This is a genomic window from Azospirillum sp. UENF 312511 (genome assembly GCF_058780635.1).
Window position 1 is genome coordinate 272,924 of the sequence record NZ_JBSNCG010000002.1, and the last position, 13,919, is coordinate 286,842.

Consider the following 13,919-nt stretch of genomic DNA (forward strand, 5'->3'; position numbering starts at 1 on the left):
TGGCCGCACGTCGTGGCCCTGCTGCCCGGCCCGGACGACCGGGACGAGGACACCGCCCGCGACTCCCTTCATATCCTGCCGATGACCATCCTGCCGCTGGAGACTCCGGGTCTGCGCCGGGCGCGGCTGATCAAGAACGTCCGGCTCCAGACGGTGGTGGAGCTGTTCAACGACGTCCACGCCGGCAGCGGGCAGGTGATGCCCAGCCAGTTGCCGCTGCATTTCGGCAACCGTTCGCCCGAGCTGGACCGCGACCTTCTGATGATTGGGCAGATCGCCCAGGCCGCCAGCTTCGACGTCTATTCCCTGCGCATCGAGCTGCGCCGCCTGAAGATCGCGGTTGACGAGCACGCCGCCCTGCGCCTGTCGCAGCGCCGGAAGGACCAGCTCACCCGCTACATGCGCGTCTTCACCCGCCCGTTGATCGAAAGCGTCTACGGCAGCGACGACGTGCAGGTGCAGAATGTCGAGGACCTGATCCGCCTGTTCGCCGAACCCGATCTGGCGGAGGTGCGCCGCCGGCTCACCATGATGGCCGACCGGCTGGACATCGCCATGGCCGACATCCCGGCCTTCCTGGAGGAGTACGGCGACATCTTCCTGTCGCTGGCCTATTTCAAGCAGTGCCTGGACGAGATCGTCCCCGACGTGCAGGCCTTCCTGGCCTGGATGGACGCGGTGCGCGGCTTCAGCGAGGTCCGCCGCGACGCCCGTCACGCCCGGATGCTCGACGAGGTGGGCCGCGACCTGACGGAGATCGCCGCCTCGATCACCGGGCGGTTCGAGAGCTTCGACAACCGCTCCAAGGACTTCTGGCGCAACATCAACGCCCAGAGCTTCCGCAGCATCCGCGACCTGATCACCAACCATCACGTCACCATCGGCGGGGTGCTGTGCGGGCTAGCGGTGAAGATGGCCCTGTGGAAAGCCCGTTTCTCCAGCGGCGGCGGCCCGGTCCGCCGCTTGGAGTTCATCCGCTCCGAGATCCTGCCGGGCCTGTCGCACATCCGCTCCCTGGAACGCTCGGCGCGGAGTGGGGGGCGCTGAGGCCCCCGGCATTCCACAGACCTCCTACCGGCGCCGCGCGGCGAGCTGGAGGGCGGTGGCCGCCGCGGCGACGGCGATGCCCAGACCGGTCACCGCGGTCCAGCCCCCGGCGTTCCAGGCCAGCGTCGCCGCACTCGACCCCAGCGCGCCGCCCAGGAACATGCCGCCCATGAAGATGGTGTTCAGCCGGGCGCGCGCTTCGGGGCGCAGAGCGTAGACGATGTGCTGGTTCGACACCAGCGCCGCCTGGACCGCGAAGTCGAGCAGGATCACCCCGGCGACCAGACCGGCGACCGACGTCCACAGCCCGAACAGCAGCCAGGAGGCGAGCGTCAGCAGCGTGCCCAGCAGGATCACCCGGTGCGGCCCGCTGCGGTCGGCGATCCGCCCGGCCATCGGGGCGGCCAGGATGCCGACCGCGCCGACGATGCCGAACAGCCCCGCGGCGTCGGCGCCCAGGCCGAAGCGCGGCTCGGCCAGACGCAGCGCCAGGATGGTCCAGAAGGTGGTGAAGGCGGCGAACAGCAGCCCCTGGGTGACGGCGGCCAGCCGCAGGGCCGGGAACTCCCGCCACAGATGGACCAGCGAGCGCATCAGCGCCGGGTAGCGCAAGGACGCGTTCGGGTGGCTGCGCGGCAGCATGACGGCCATCAGCGCGGCCGCAGCCAGCGCCAGCGGCACGGCCAGCCAGAACATGGCGCGCCAGCCCTCGTGCGTCCCGACGAAGCCGGCCAGCGTGCGGCTGAGCAGGATGCCGGTCAGCACCCCCGACATGACGGTTCCCACCGCCGCCCCGCGCCGCTGCGGCGAGGCGAGATGCGCGGCGAAGGGAACGATCTGCTGGGCCACCGTCGCCGAGACGCCGAGCAGCAGCGAGGCGGCGACCAGCAGGGCGGGCCCCTGCGCCAGCGCTGTCGCGACCAGCGCCGCGGCGAGCAGCAGGAACTGCCCGACGATCAGCCGCCGCCGCTCCACCAGATCGCCCAGCGGCACCAGCAGGAGCAGGCCGGCGGCGTAGCCCAGCTGCGTGGCGGTCGGGATCATGCCGGTCAACGGGCCGGGCAGGTCGCCCTCGATCAGCCCCAGCATGGGCTGGTTGTAGTAGATGTTCGCGACGGCCAGCCCCGCGGCGGTCGCCATGGCGAAGGTCAACCCGCGCCCGAGCCGGGTCTGGTCGGGTGTGTGGGTTGATGTGTGGGGCATTGTGTCGGTGATGCTCATGACATGCGGTCCTTTTGCAACATCCCCTCTCCCCTCTGGGGAGAGGGTTAGGGTGAGGGGGTTGCGCGTGCTGGTGCGTTCGGCACAAGCGCAACCCCCTCACCGGCTCTCAGCGGATGCCAGAGGCATCCGCCTGCTGCCGTCAGCGCTGGCCTCTGGCCAGCGCGAGAGGCCCTGCGGGGCACCCTCTCCCCAGAGGGGAGAGGGTTATGTGAGGCCCAAGGCGATGATCTCTGAACCGGACCCTATCGCACTTTCACAATCCGCATCAGTCATGCAGAATGAATGGCCTGTATGTCGGAATATGAAGCAATGGACCTCGCCGGACTCGCCGTTCTGGTGGAAGCCGCCCAGGCCGGCAGCCTTGCCGGGGCGGCGCGGCGGCTGGGCATCTCGCCGCTGATGGCGACCCGGCGGCTGGCCGCGCTGGAGGAGGCCATGGGCGCGCGGCTGATGCAGCGGACCACCCGCTCCCTCGCCCTAACGCCGGAGGGGGAGGCGATGCTGCCCTTCGCCCAGGCGATGCTGGAGAACGAGGCGGCGGCGCGGGCCAGTGTCCGCCCGTCCTCCGCCGGGGCGTCGGGGCTGCTGCGGCTGACCGCCTCCGCCGCCTTCGGGCGCAAGGTGGTGGTGCCGGTGGTCGCCGACTTCCTGACGGACAATCCGCAGGTCTCGGTCGATCTGCTGCTGACCGACACGGTGGTGGACATCGTCGGGCAGGGGATCGACCTCGCCATCCGCATCGCGAGTCTGAAGGACAGCGCGCTGATCGCGCGGCGGCTGGCCGACAACCCGCGGGGGCTCTACGCCACGCCCGGCTATCTGGCGGCGCGAGGGACGCCCGCCACCGTCGCTGATCTGGCGGAGCACGAGTGCCTGTGCCTGTCCGGCACGACCCACTGGAGCTTCGTGGGCGACGGGCGGGAGCGGCGCATCCGGGTGCGCGGCCGCTTCACCGCCAACTCCATCGAGGGGTTGCGCGACATCTGCCTCGCCGGGCTCGGCATTGCCGTCCTGTCCGAGTGGGACGTGCGCGACGAGGTGGCGCGCGGCGCGCTGGTGGCGCTCCGCCTGTCCGACGGGGCGTTGGAACCGCTGGCGGTGTGGGGCGTCCATCCCTCGGCGCGCTTCGTGCCGCCGAAGGTGCGCCTGTTCATGGACGCGCTGGCGAAGGCGCTGCGCTGAACCGGGTCAGAGCCGGACGGCCGGGCGATCGGCCGGTTGGGTGGCGTGCAACTCATAGAGCTTCGCCAGGATTTGCGGGGCGGGCTGCTCCGCCTTTGGCGCCGGCGCGTCCGCCGCAGCATCGGTGTTTGGCGTCTTGCGGGCGAGCGCTTCCGCCAGCACGGCGGGGGACGAGCGATGGTCCGCCGGCGGCTCTTGCGCCGGACCGGCGAGGAAGGGCAGGGGTGGCGCGTTGGCCGGCGCGTCCTTCGCCGGGGCCTTCGTCTCGTCCGCGCCGCCCTCCGCCAGCGCGACGAGGTGGCCCAGCGGGTCGTCGCCGGTCACCGCCTCGAAGGCGGCCATAGCGGCGCTTCCCAGCAGGCCGATGGGGCCGCCGAACAGAAAGCCGCCGGCCAGCCGCGCCGGCAGGCCGATGTCGTCGCCGGTGGCGTGGCGGTAGATTTGCGACACCCCCGGCAGGTGCTGGAGCGGATTCACCGCGTCCAGCAGGTCGCCGAAATCCAGGCTGAGGTCCGCCGCCTCCTGCTTTGCCGGAGCTTTCACGGCGTCCCGTGCGGCGGTGGTCGGGGCAAGCGCGCGAGTGGCGAGCGCGGTGGCGTTGGTCATGGCGTGGCTCCGGCGGGAACGGCGAGGATACGGTCGAGGATGTGAAAGGACTCGGGGGATGGCGTGGCGTCGTCCTTGCCCTGGCGCAGGAACTCCTCCAGCGCCGGGTTCAGCGCGACGGCGCCGTCCACCTCCGCATCGGTGCCCTGCTTGTAGGCGCCGATGCGCACCAGCTCCCGCATGTTGTCGTAGGTGGCGGCGAGGCTCCGCGCGCGGTGCAGCAGGGTGTTCTGCTCCGCCGTGTGGCAGCCGGGCAGCAGGCGCGACACACTGCGCAGCACGTTGACGGCGGGGTAGCGTCCCTGCTCGGCGATGCGGCGGTCCAGCACGATGTGGCCGTCGAGGATGCCGCGCACCGCGTCGGCGATGGGCTCGTCATGGTCGTCGCCGTCCACCAGCACGGTGAAGATGCCGGTGATGTCGCCCTGGCCCTCTTGTCCCGGCCCGGCGCGCTCCATCAGTTTGGGGAGTTCGGCGAAGACGCTGGGCGGGTAGCTCTTGGCGGTCGGCGGCTCCCCGGCGGCCAGCCCGATCTCGCGCTGGGCCATGGCGAAGCGCGTCACGCTGTCGATCAGGCAGAGGACGTGCAGGCCGCGGTCGCGCAGCTCCTCCGCCACGGTCAGGCAGAGATAGGCGGCCTGCCGGCGCATCAGCGGCGGCTCGTCCGAGGTGGCGACGACGACGACGGAGCGGGCGAGGCCGTCCGCCCCCAGGTCGTCCTGGATGAACTCCTGCACCTCGCGCCCGCGTTCCCCGACCAGCCCGATCACGATGGCGTCGGCCCCGGCGTGGCGGGCGACCATCGACAGCAGCGTCGATTTGCCGACGCCCGACCCGGCGAAGACGCCCATGCGCTGGCCGCGGCAAATGGGTGTGAAGACGTCGATGGCGCGCACGCCGGTGTCCATCTTCGCCCCGACCCGGCGCCGCGCGTAGGCCGGCGGCGGGGCGGCGCGCAGCGGGCGGGCGTGGTGGCCGTTGCGCAAGGGGCCGCGCCCGTCGATCGGCTCGCCCAGCGCGTTGACCACGCGGCCCAGCCAGCCGGGGCCGGGGCGCAGCGTGAAGGCGGTGTCGTCGGTGACCGCAGCGCAGCCCTCCGCCACGCCGTCGAGGTTGTCGAAGGCCATCAGCAGCGTGCGGCCCTGGCGGAAGCCGATGGTCTCGCACAGCAGGCGCTGGCCGCGCGCCGTCTCCGCCCAGCATTTGTCGCCCACCGCCAGCACACGGCGCAGACCCTCGACCTCCAGCGTCATGCCGGCGGCGCTGCGGATCTCGCCGCGCCAGGATCGGGTCGGCATCCGCTCGATCTCGGACAGAAGGTTGGAAAGCACACGCATCGCCGGGACGTCTCCGCCGTGTCGGAATGCGGTGATCCTGCCACGAGGATTTTAAATCCGGTTTTAAACGGCGGGCGTCATCTTGGCCCTGCCTTGCTTTCCGGCTTTGCGATAGGGCCGTTCCAATGGATTTTAGCAATATTTCGGTGTTTCGGCTGACCGGCGCGCGGCTCGATTACTTGGCGGAGCGGCAGAAGCTGATCGCCGCCAACGTCGTGAACGCCAACACGCCCGGCTATCAGCCGAAGGACCTGAAGCCCTTCGCGGCGTTGATGGATGGCCCGCAGACGGTGGCGCCCGCGCTCACCTCGCCTATGCATCTGACCGGCTTCAACCCGTCCGGCGCGGTGCAGGAGGCGCGCAAGCCCGAGCAGTGGGAAACCACGCCGGACGGCAACGCCGTGTCGCTGGAGCAGGAGATGACCAAGGGCAGCGAGACGCGCGACGCCTTCGCCCTGACCGCCGGCCTGTTCCAGCGCAACCTGCAGATCCTGCGCGCCGCTTGGCGCGCCGGCTGACGACCTCGGAGTTCCCTCCCATGCTCACCGATCCCCTGGCCGCGACGATGCGGATCGCCAGTTCGGGCCTGCAGGCGCAGGGCACCCGGCTGCGCGTGGTCGCTGAGAACATCGCCAACGCCGACTCCACCGCCATGACCGCGGGCGGCGATCCCTACCGCCGCAAGACCGTGTCTTTTGCGACCACGATGGACCGCGCCGCCGGGTCGGAGATCGTGAAGGTCAAGCAGATCGGGCGCGACCGCAGCGACTTCCAACTCGTCTACGAGCCCTCGCACCCCGCCGCCGACGAGAAGGGCTACGTCAAGCGCCCGAACGTCCAGCCGCTGATCGAGATGATGGACATGCGCGAGGCCAGCCGGTCCTTCGAGGCGAGCGTCAACGTCATCGAGCAGTCGCGCAGCATGATGAGCCGCATGATCGACCTTCTGCGCGGCTGAGGAGACCCAGAGCATGATCGAACCCATCGGCCGCGCCGCCGCCGCCTACGGCCTCCACCGCGCGCCCCTGGCCCAGCCGGCGCCCGCCGCCTCGCTCGCCACCCCGCCCGCCGCGGCGGCTGCGGCCTCGCCGTCCGCCGAGACGGGGGCCTCGGCGTCGGAGAGCAGCTTCGGCGCCTTCCTCGACCGTCAGGTGTCGCAGGCGGTGGAGACGCTGAACGAGGGCGAGCGCATGTCCGTCGCCGCCGTCGCCGGCAAGGCCGGCACGCACGAGGTCGTGCGTTCCGTGCTCGCCGCCGAGATGACCGTGCAGACGGTGGTGTCGATCCGCGACCGCATGGTGCAGGCCTATCAGGACGTCATGCGGATGGCGATTTGAGCGCGTGTGTTGGGACGCATTGCCCCCTCCCTAACCCTCCCCCGCTTCGCAGGAGAGGGACCGAATTCCCTCCCCTGCGAAGCGGGGGAGGGAAGGGGCCCGCGAAGCGGGAAGGGTGGGGGCAACCGCTCCCCAGGAGAACCCCCATGAACGAAGCCGACGTGCTGGAAGTCCTGCGCACGGGCATCTGGACGATGCTGCTGATCGCCGCGCCGCCGCTGGTCATCGCGGTCCTGGTGGGCGTGGCGATCTCGCTGGTCCAGGCGCTGACCCAGGTGCAGGAGATGACGCTGACCTTCGTGCCGAAGATCGTCGCCATCCTGGTCACCACCGTGCTGGCGCTGCCCTTCATGTACGGCGCGCTGACCACCTACGCCGACCGGCTGGGCAGTCTGATCGTCTCGGTGCGGTGACATGCGTCGGCTGGCCGGACTGGCGGCGCTGCTCCTGGCCGGAACCGCGACCGCCGCGGAGGTGAAGCCGCCGGCCGCGCAGATCGGCACCTGGTCCACCGCTCTCTACGCGCCGCGCGTCCTGCCCGTGCGCAGCCTGCCGCCGGAGGCCGCCTGCATCGACGCCATCCTGGCGGCGGAGCGGGAGGCGGGGGTGACCGACCACATGCTCCTCGCCATGGGCTTCACCGAGGCCGGGCGGATGACCGCCGACCGGCTGTTCACCGTCTGGCCCTGGACCGTCAACACCGAAGGCGCCTCCCAGTACTTTCCGACGCGCGAGGAGGCCATCGCCTTCGTGCGCGCCGCGCAGGCGCGGGGCACGCGCTCCATCGACGTCGGCTGCCTCCAGGTGAACCTGAAATGGCACCCCGACGCCTTTCCCGACCTGGAGACCGCCTTCGACCCGCGCGCCAACGCCCGCTACGCCGCGCGCTTCCTGGGCGACCTGCACCGCGCGCAGGGATCGCTGGACGCCGCCATCGCCCGCTACCATTCCGCCCAGTCGGAGCGCGGAGCGGCCTACCGCGAGCGGGTCGGCGGCAACCGGCGCTGGGTGGCCGGCGCCATGGATTACCTGAAGACGCTGGCCGCCGGCCCGCAAGTGGCCACTTCCCAAGCCGCCCCCGGTGCGCTGCCCGCCTGGGGCCGGGCGGAGCTGGGCCGCTTGTCCTTCCTGTCCAGCCTCTACGCCAACGCGGCGGTGAAACCCCTCCTGCCGGGCGCGGACTGACCCCGACGTAAAAGCCGGTTTTACCGCGGGACGCTAGCGTACCAACGGTGCCGCACCCTGGAGTTCCCGCATGGCTTTCACGGACACCCTTCGGAACCGGATGACCAGCCTCGGCGATGCCGGGCTGGCGAACCGCGACGTGCTGTTCGCGCTGGCCATCGTGCTGGTGCTGGCCGTGCTGTTCCTGCCGGTGCCGACCTGGTTCCTCGACCTCGGGCTGGCGCTGTCGCTGGCGGTCAGCGTGCTGATCCTGATGGTCTCGCTGTGGATCTCCCGGCCGCTGGACTTCTCCTCCTTCCCGACCGTGCTGCTGGTCGTCACGGTGCTGCGGCTGGCGCTGAACATCGCGTCCACCCGCCTGATCCTCAGCCACGGGCACACCGGCCCGTCCGCCGCCGGCCATGTGATCGAGGGCTTCAGCCAGTTCATCATGGGCGGCAATTTCGTGATCGGCGTGGTGATCTTCGCCATCCTGATCGTCATCAACTTCGTGGTCATCACCAAGGGCGCCACCCGCATCGCCGAGGTCGGGGCGCGCTTCACGCTGGACGCCATCCCCGGCAAGCAGATGGCCATCGACGCCGACCTGTCCGCCGGCATGATCGACGACGTCGAGGCCCGCCGCCGCCGCAAGGAGCTGGAGGACGAGAGCACCTTCTTCGGCGCCATGGACGGCGCGTCGAAGTTCGTGCGCGGCGACGCGGTGGCCGGGCTGGTCATCACCGCCATCAACGTGCTGGGCGGCATGGCCATCGGCATGGCGCAGCAGGGCATGTCCTTCGAATCCGCGGCGTCGGTCTACACCATCCTGACGGTGGGCGACGGTCTGGCGACGCAGATTCCGGCGCTGGTCGTCTCGCTGGCCGCCGGCCTGCTGGTGACCAAGGGTGGCAACGTCGGCTCCGCCGATCAGGCGGTGCTCGCCCAGCTCGGCGGTTATCCCAAGGCGCTGATGGTGGCGGGCGGGCTGCTCTGCACGCTGGGCGTCACGCCGGGCCTGCCCGCCGCCCCCTTCGTCCTGCTGGGCGGGGGCTTCGGCGCGGCGGGCTGGTACGCGATGCGCGGCAAGATGCGTCGCGCGGCACTCGCCCGGCTGGAGGAAAGCCGCAAGGCCCCGACCGCCCCGGCCGAGGAGGCGGTGGAGGACATGCTGAAGGTGGACGAGGTCAAGGTGGAGGTCGGCAACCACCTCGTCCCGCTGATCCTCAACAAGAACGGGCCGCTGACCGGCAAGGTGAAGACGCTGCGCAAGCGCTTCGCCAAGGAGTTCGGCTTCATCCTGCCGTCGGTGCGCATCAAGGACAGCAGCTTCCTGCCGCCCAAGGGCTACGTCGTCAGCGTCATGGGCGTCGAGGTGGCGAGCGGCGAGGTGCGGCCCAAGCAGCTTCTCGCCATCGACCCGTCCGGCGGGGCAGCCCCCGACCTGCCCGGCGAGGCGACGCGGGAGCCGACCTTCAACCTCCAGGCCCGCTGGATCGACCCGGCGCGGCACGAGGAGGCCATCGCCAAGGGCTACACGGTGGTCGACCCGGAAAGCGTCATCACCACTCACCTGACCGAGGTCATCAAGGACCACCTCTCGACCCTGCTGACCTTCGCCGCCATGCAGAAGCTGCTGGATGGGCTGGGGCGGGAGTACCAGAAGCTGATCGCCGACATGGTGCCGTCGCGCATCACGCTGGTGGTGGTGCAGCGCGTGCTCCAGGCGCTGCTGGCGGAGCGGGTGTCGATCCGCAACCTGCCGGCCATCGTCGAGGCCATCGCCGAGGCGGTGAACTGGACGCGCAACATCACGCTGGTCACCGAACATGTGCGGGCGCGTCTGGGCCAACAGATCTGCCAGTCGCTGACCGCGCCCGACGGCTTCGTCCCGGTCATCGTCCTGACCCCGCGCTGGGAGCAGGCGCTCCAGCAGAGCGTCATCGCCGAGGGCGAGGACCGCCGCTTCGCCATGCCGCCGACCCAGGTGCAGGAATTCCTGACCGCGCTGCGCATCACCATCCAGAAGCACGCCACGCCGCAGGTCTGGCCGGCCCTGCTGGTCGGGGCGGAGGTGCGGCCCTTCGTGCGCTCCCTGCTGGAGCGGGTCAGCCCGATGACCCCGGTCATCAGCCACGCCGAACTGCACCGCAAGGTGTCCGTCAAGACGATCGACCAGGTCTGAAGGAAAGGTCATGGACACGCTCGCCGACCTGCTCAGCCTGGAGGTCTACCGCGCCTTTCTGGTCTTCGCCCGCGTCGCCGCGGCGGTCAGCCTGCTGCCCGGCTTCGGTGAGCTGGCGGTGCCGCCGCGGGTGCGGCTGTGCATCGCGATTCCCGTTGCGCTGGCGCTGACCCCGACGGTGCCCGGCCTGCCCGACCGCCTGCCGCCCGACGCCGCGGTGATGCTGGAGCAGATCTTCGCGGAGACGGTGGCCGGCGCCTTCCTCGGGCTGGGGGCCAAGCTGTTCCTGGCGTCGCTTCAGGTCGCCGGCAACATCGCCGCCCAGGCGATGGGCCTCGCCAACCCCTTCGGCACCGACGCGGCGGGGTTCGAGAGCGGGTCGATCCTGTCGGGCACGCTGGTCATCGCCGGGCTGGCTCTGCTGTTCGCGCTCGACCTGCATTACCTGATGATCGACGCGCTGGTGCGCTCCTACGGAAGCTGGCCGGCGGCGACGCTGCCCGATCCCGGCATGGTGGCGGGGCGCTACGCCCAGCTCGTCGGCGTCAGCCTTCCGGCTGGGGGTGCAGATGGCGGCGCCGTTCCTGGTGTTCGGCATGATCGCCAACATGGCGCTGGCCCTGGTCAACCGGGTGATGCCCTCCATGCCCGTCTACTTCGTCGCCACGCCGGCGATGGTCGGCGGCGGGATGCTGGTCTTCCTGGTGACGGCCGGCGCCATGGTCACCGTCGCGCTCGCCGCAATGGCCGGCTGGCTCGGCGGGCGATGAGAAGGGGGCGGTGAGGGGGCGGCGATGTCGGACAACACCCAGGACGAGGAACAGAAAACCGAGGAGCCGACCGAGAAACGGCTGCGCGAGGCGATGGAGAAGGGCGACGTCCCTCGCGCCCGCGACGTCGGTCTGGCCGCCACCATGGCGGCGGCCTGGCTGATCGCCGCGGCCGGCGGGCCGCTCGCCGCCTCGCGCATCGCCGAGGTGCTGCTGCCGCTGATCGAGAATCCGAACGACATCCGGCTCGACGGCGGTCCCTACGACGTGATGAACAGCCTGCGCTGGCTGATCGGCGGGGTGGCGGTGGCGATGCTGCCGGTGCTGGGCCTGCTGGTCGGCGGGGCGGTGGTGTCGGCGGTGGGTCAGGGGCCGCTGCTGGCGGCGAGCGACCGCATCCGGCCCAAGCTGTCGCACCTGTCGCCGCTCAGCGGCTGGCGCCGCATCTTCGCGCGCCACGCGCTGGTCGAATTCGTGAAGAGTCTCGTGAAACTGGCGATCATCGCCTGCGCCGTCTGGTTCGCCGTGGCGCCCTACATCGATTGGACGGAGGGGATCGTGGGCATGGACGTTGCGGCGCTTCCCGACCTGCTGCGGGACCTGACCCTGCGGCTGCTGCTGGCCGTTCTGTTGGCGACGGTGGTGATGGCCGCCGTGGACGTGCTGTGGAACCGGCTGGAATGGCGGCGGCGCCTGCGCATGACCTTCCAGGAGCTGAAGGACGAGTTCAAGCAGACCGAGGGCGACCCGCATCTGAAGGCGAAGTTGCGCGAGATCCGGCGCGACCGCTCGAAACGCCGCATGATGGCGAACGTGCCGCGCGCCACGGTGGTGATCGCCAACCCGACCCACTTCGCGGTGGCCTTGGAGTACGACCGGTCCAAGATGCCGGCGCCGGTCTGCCTCGCCAAGGGGGCCGACCTCGTGGCGCTGCGCATCCGCGCGGTGGCGGAGGAAAACGGCGTTCCAGTGATCGAGAATCCGCCGCTGGCCCGCGCCCTCTACGCCGCGTCGGAGGTCGACGCGGTGATTCCGCTCCAGCATTACCAGGCGGTGGCGGAGGTGATGATGTATGTACTGCGTCTGAAGAACGGCGGGGCCGCGCAGCCGGCGCAACGGGCGTGATCGGGCGGGCCTGATCGGGCGAACGCCGAATGGATTGGAAGTCCGCTTAATGTCTTCTCAACGGGTTTGGCGGTAGACGAAAGAAATCCTTCCCTTCCGCGGCGCATCACGGCAATGAGCGACGGCGACGACCTGTTCGAGATGTACCGCTCCGACCGCGCCGCCTCCGGCGCGCTGAAGGGGGAGGCGCTGGCCACCGCGCTGGCCGACAACGTGCGGCGCAGCTTCGCGGAAATGGACCGGCTGATCCCGGAAGTGACCCAGGCGCTCGCCCAGGCCCGCTACGCGCTGCGTCTCGCCCCTTCGGTGGTGGACCGCAGCGCCTACGTCCAGCACGACCGCTCCTCCGAGAGCTTCCGCGATTACCTGCGCCTGTGGAGCCACCGCCGCGCCGAGGCGGGCAGCGGCGGGATGCATTGGGAAGCGAAGATCCTGGTCACCGACAGCCGCCGCCGCACGGCGGAGCTTGGGCTGGGCGTGACCGTCGAATGGCCGACCGCGGACCGTGCGGCCGATTGCGCCTTCGTGGAGTTCTGGACGACCGGCCAAGGGGTGAACCTGCCTTCCGAGGGCCGCAACTTCCAACGCGCCCTGGTCGCCTGCCTGCGGCGGCTGGAGGAGGCGGGGGAGATCACGCCCGCCGTGAAGCGCTGAAGGCTTGAAGCGCTGACCACCGGGAACCCCCTCTCCCCGGAGGGGAGAGGGCTAAAACGGCCGAATGTGACGACCATTCCTCACGAACGAATCAGCGTCTCGACCTCCTTGATCGCGGCGTCGGCGGGAATGCGCTCCATCTCGTGCCCGCCGAAGGCCGAGGCCGTCAGCACGGCGCCCCGCGTCACCTTCGGGCGCAGCTTTTCCGCGGTGGTCGGTCCGTAGAGGGTCAGCAGCGGCACGTCGGCGAGGCCGAACAGATGGCTGGTCCCGCTGTCGTTGGCGACCGCCGCCGCGCAACGCCGGGTCAGCGCGATGGTGCGCACCGGGGAATAGCGCGGCTCGGCCAGTTCGGCGTCCTGGAGCGGGAACAGCGCCTGCGGCACGGCGGCGCGCAGTTCGGGCAACCAGTCCAGCTCCGCCGGGCCGAGGATGAAGACCGGCACCCGCCCGCCCGCCGCCTGGGCGCGGGCCAGCTCCACGAAACGGTCCAGCGGCCAGCATTTCACCCGCTTGCCCGCTCCCGGCGCGATGGCGACGTAGCCCGGCCCGTCGGGCAGGACGGCACGCGCCTCGGCCTCGGCCTCGGCTGGGATGGGGACGGCCATGTCCAGCGGGGGACGCCGCCCGCCGGCCACCTCCAGCAGGTCGAACAGGCGGTCCAGCACGTGCTTCGGCCGCACGTAGCCGGGCGCCGGGCGGCGGTCCGACAGGCGGTAGCCGGCGCAGGCCGAGACGAACACGTCGTGCTTCAGCCGCCGCGCCAGCAGCGTCCGCCAGGGCAGCGCCTGGGTATCCAGCACCAGGGAGAAGCGGTCGCGGATGGGCATGCGCTTCAGCAGGTCGAGCGGGCTGCGCCCGATCCCGCTGTCGGCGTGGAACTCGTCGATCAGCCCGTCCATCATCGGGCGCAGCGTGGTCGCCAGATGGGAGCCCTCGGTGGTGATCCAGGTGATCCGGTGGTCCGGGAACAGGCCCCTCAGAGCGCGCACGAAGGGAATCTTGATGAGCGCGTCGCCGATCAGCTCGCCATGGGTGAAGACGGCGAGCGACGGAGAGCCGGCGCGGTCGGTTGCGGGCATGCGGAAGCCTCAGGAGGGTGCGGCCAAGCGGACGCCGGACTATAGCCGCCCGCATCCGGCGGCGGAACCCTCCGCAAAGCCATCGTCTTTCAATCCCCTCTCCCGCCCCGGGAGAGGGAAGGGGCCCACGCGGAAGCGTGGGAAGGGTGAGGGTGCCGCCGAGAATCGGTCCCTTGATCCTTGGACGACCCTCACCCGGCGCCTAT

General features: G+C 70.7%; 15 protein-coding genes. 11 read left to right on the forward strand and 4 right to left on the reverse strand.

The window, feature by feature from the left end:
• The first annotated feature begins 12 nt into the window (after nucleotides 1–12).
• Entirely contained in the window at nucleotides 13–1,047 is a 1,035-nt protein-coding gene (locus ACWPN7_RS09655; protein WP_014199647.1) for a hypothetical protein, read from the forward strand.
• A 24-nt stretch (nucleotides 1,048–1,071) separates the two neighbouring features.
• On the opposite strand, the gene ACWPN7_RS09660 is transcribed toward ACWPN7_RS09655, so the two are convergent.
• Nucleotides 1,072–2,268 (reverse strand): MFS transporter, encoded by a 1,197-nt coding sequence (locus ACWPN7_RS09660; RefSeq protein ID WP_451996003.1) that lies wholly within the window; start codon nucleotides 2,266–2,268, stop codon nucleotides 1,072–1,074.
• 312 nt (nucleotides 2,269–2,580) lie between these two features.
• Between ACWPN7_RS09660 and ACWPN7_RS09665 the strand changes: the two genes are divergently transcribed.
• Complete coding sequence (locus tag ACWPN7_RS09665) at nucleotides 2,581–3,453, forward strand: LysR family transcriptional regulator (RefSeq protein ID WP_459197259.1); 873 nt, start codon at nucleotides 2,581–2,583, stop codon at nucleotides 3,451–3,453.
• Between the two features lie 6 nt (nucleotides 3,454–3,459).
• On the opposite strand, the gene ACWPN7_RS09670 is transcribed toward ACWPN7_RS09665, so the two are convergent.
• Nucleotides 3,460–4,059 (reverse strand): hypothetical protein, encoded by a 600-nt coding sequence (locus ACWPN7_RS09670; RefSeq protein ID WP_459197260.1) that lies wholly within the window; start codon nucleotides 4,057–4,059, stop codon nucleotides 3,460–3,462.
• Nucleotides 4,056–5,396, reverse strand: a complete 1,341-nt coding sequence (fliI, locus tag ACWPN7_RS09675) for a flagellar protein export ATPase FliI (RefSeq protein WP_459197261.1) — start codon at nucleotides 5,394–5,396, stop codon at nucleotides 4,056–4,058. Before fliI ends, ACWPN7_RS09670 begins: the two co-directional genes overlap by 4 nt.
• A 125-nt stretch (nucleotides 5,397–5,521) precedes the next feature.
• Here fliI and ACWPN7_RS09680 point away from each other — a divergent pair, with 125 nt between their 5' ends.
• The 9 genes from ACWPN7_RS09680 to ACWPN7_RS09720 all read left to right on the forward strand — a co-directional run bounded on the left by ACWPN7_RS09680 (nucleotide 5,522) and on the right by ACWPN7_RS09720 (nucleotide 12,631).
• A complete protein-coding gene (locus tag ACWPN7_RS09680; protein ID WP_041814267.1) occupies nucleotides 5,522–5,914 on the forward strand; it encodes a flagellar basal body rod protein FlgB in 393 nt (130 codons plus the stop codon).
• A 20-nt stretch (nucleotides 5,915–5,934) separates the two neighbouring features.
• The gene (flgC, locus tag ACWPN7_RS09685) at nucleotides 5,935–6,354 is read left to right on the forward strand and encodes a flagellar basal body rod protein FlgC (protein ID WP_040137944.1); all 420 of its coding nucleotides are present in this window, start codon (nucleotides 5,935–5,937) and stop codon (nucleotides 6,352–6,354) included.
• Between the two features lie 13 nt (nucleotides 6,355–6,367).
• Nucleotides 6,368–6,733: a flagellar hook-basal body complex protein FliE gene (fliE, locus tag ACWPN7_RS09690; protein ID WP_459197262.1), complete on the forward strand. Its 366-nt coding sequence runs from the start codon at nucleotides 6,368–6,370 to the stop codon at nucleotides 6,731–6,733.
• Nucleotides 6,734–6,879: 146 nt separating this feature from the next.
• Entirely contained in the window at nucleotides 6,880–7,146 is a 267-nt protein-coding gene (gene fliQ, locus ACWPN7_RS09695; RefSeq protein ID WP_014199655.1) for a flagellar biosynthesis protein FliQ, read from the forward strand.
• A gap of 1 nt (nucleotide 7,147) precedes the next feature.
• Nucleotides 7,148–7,918, forward strand: a complete 771-nt coding sequence (locus ACWPN7_RS09700; RefSeq protein WP_459197263.1) for a lysozyme family protein — start codon at nucleotides 7,148–7,150, stop codon at nucleotides 7,916–7,918.
• A gap of 70 nt (nucleotides 7,919–7,988) precedes the next feature.
• Nucleotides 7,989–10,082 (forward strand): flagellar biosynthesis protein FlhA, encoded by a 2,094-nt coding sequence (gene flhA, locus ACWPN7_RS09705; RefSeq protein WP_014199657.1) that lies wholly within the window; start codon nucleotides 7,989–7,991, stop codon nucleotides 10,080–10,082.
• A gap of 10 nt (nucleotides 10,083–10,092) precedes the next feature.
• Nucleotides 10,093–10,866 (forward strand): flagellar biosynthetic protein FliR, encoded by a 774-nt coding sequence (locus ACWPN7_RS09710; RefSeq protein WP_492273262.1) that lies wholly within the window; start codon nucleotides 10,093–10,095, stop codon nucleotides 10,864–10,866.
• Between the two features lie 10 nt (nucleotides 10,867–10,876).
• On the forward strand, nucleotides 10,877–11,977 hold the full coding sequence (gene flhB / locus ACWPN7_RS09715) for a flagellar biosynthesis protein FlhB (protein WP_040137947.1): 1,101 nt from the start codon (nucleotides 10,877–10,879) through the stop codon (nucleotides 11,975–11,977).
• Between the two features lie 114 nt (nucleotides 11,978–12,091).
• Complete coding sequence (locus ACWPN7_RS09720; protein WP_459197265.1) at nucleotides 12,092–12,631, forward strand: hypothetical protein; 540 nt, start codon at nucleotides 12,092–12,094, stop codon at nucleotides 12,629–12,631.
• Nucleotides 12,632–12,711: 80 nt separating this feature from the next.
• Here ACWPN7_RS09720 and ACWPN7_RS09725 read toward each other — a convergent pair whose 3' ends face one another.
• Nucleotides 12,712–13,713, reverse strand: a complete 1,002-nt coding sequence (locus ACWPN7_RS09725) for a glycosyltransferase family 9 protein (RefSeq protein WP_459197266.1) — start codon at nucleotides 13,711–13,713, stop codon at nucleotides 12,712–12,714.
• Nucleotides 13,714–13,919: the final 206 nt, after the last annotated feature.

Excerpts from the sequence above, each read along its gene's own strand:
- ACWPN7_RS09660 (WP_451996003.1), bottom strand. The coding sequence starts at position 2,268 with ATGAGCATCACCGACACAATGCCCCACACATCAACCCACACACCCGAC.
- ACWPN7_RS09665 (WP_459197259.1), top strand. The coding sequence starts at position 2,581 with ATGGACCTCGCCGGACTCGCCGTTCTGGTGGAAGCCGCCCAGGCCGGC.
- ACWPN7_RS09670 (WP_459197260.1), bottom strand. The coding sequence starts at position 4,059 with ATGACCAACGCCACCGCGCTCGCCACTCGCGCGCTTGCCCCGACCACC.
- fliI (WP_459197261.1), bottom strand. The coding sequence starts at position 5,396 with ATGCGTGTGCTTTCCAACCTTCTGTCCGAGATCGAGCGGATGCCGACC.
- ACWPN7_RS09680 (WP_041814267.1), top strand. The coding sequence starts at position 5,522 with ATGGATTTTAGCAATATTTCGGTGTTTCGGCTGACCGGCGCGCGGCTC.
- flgC (WP_040137944.1), top strand. The coding sequence starts at position 5,935 with ATGCTCACCGATCCCCTGGCCGCGACGATGCGGATCGCCAGTTCGGGC.
- fliE (WP_459197262.1), top strand. The coding sequence starts at position 6,368 with ATGATCGAACCCATCGGCCGCGCCGCCGCCGCCTACGGCCTCCACCGC.
- fliQ (WP_014199655.1), top strand. The coding sequence starts at position 6,880 with ATGAACGAAGCCGACGTGCTGGAAGTCCTGCGCACGGGCATCTGGACG.
- ACWPN7_RS09700 (WP_459197263.1), top strand. The coding sequence starts at position 7,148 with ATGCGTCGGCTGGCCGGACTGGCGGCGCTGCTCCTGGCCGGAACCGCG.
- flhA (WP_014199657.1), top strand. The coding sequence starts at position 7,989 with ATGGCTTTCACGGACACCCTTCGGAACCGGATGACCAGCCTCGGCGAT.
- ACWPN7_RS09710 (WP_492273262.1), top strand. The coding sequence starts at position 10,093 with ATGGACACGCTCGCCGACCTGCTCAGCCTGGAGGTCTACCGCGCCTTT.
- flhB (WP_040137947.1), top strand. The coding sequence starts at position 10,877 with ATGTCGGACAACACCCAGGACGAGGAACAGAAAACCGAGGAGCCGACC.
- ACWPN7_RS09720 (WP_459197265.1), top strand. The coding sequence starts at position 12,092 with ATGAGCGACGGCGACGACCTGTTCGAGATGTACCGCTCCGACCGCGCC.
- ACWPN7_RS09725 (WP_459197266.1), bottom strand. The coding sequence starts at position 13,713 with ATGCCCGCAACCGACCGCGCCGGCTCTCCGTCGCTCGCCGTCTTCACC.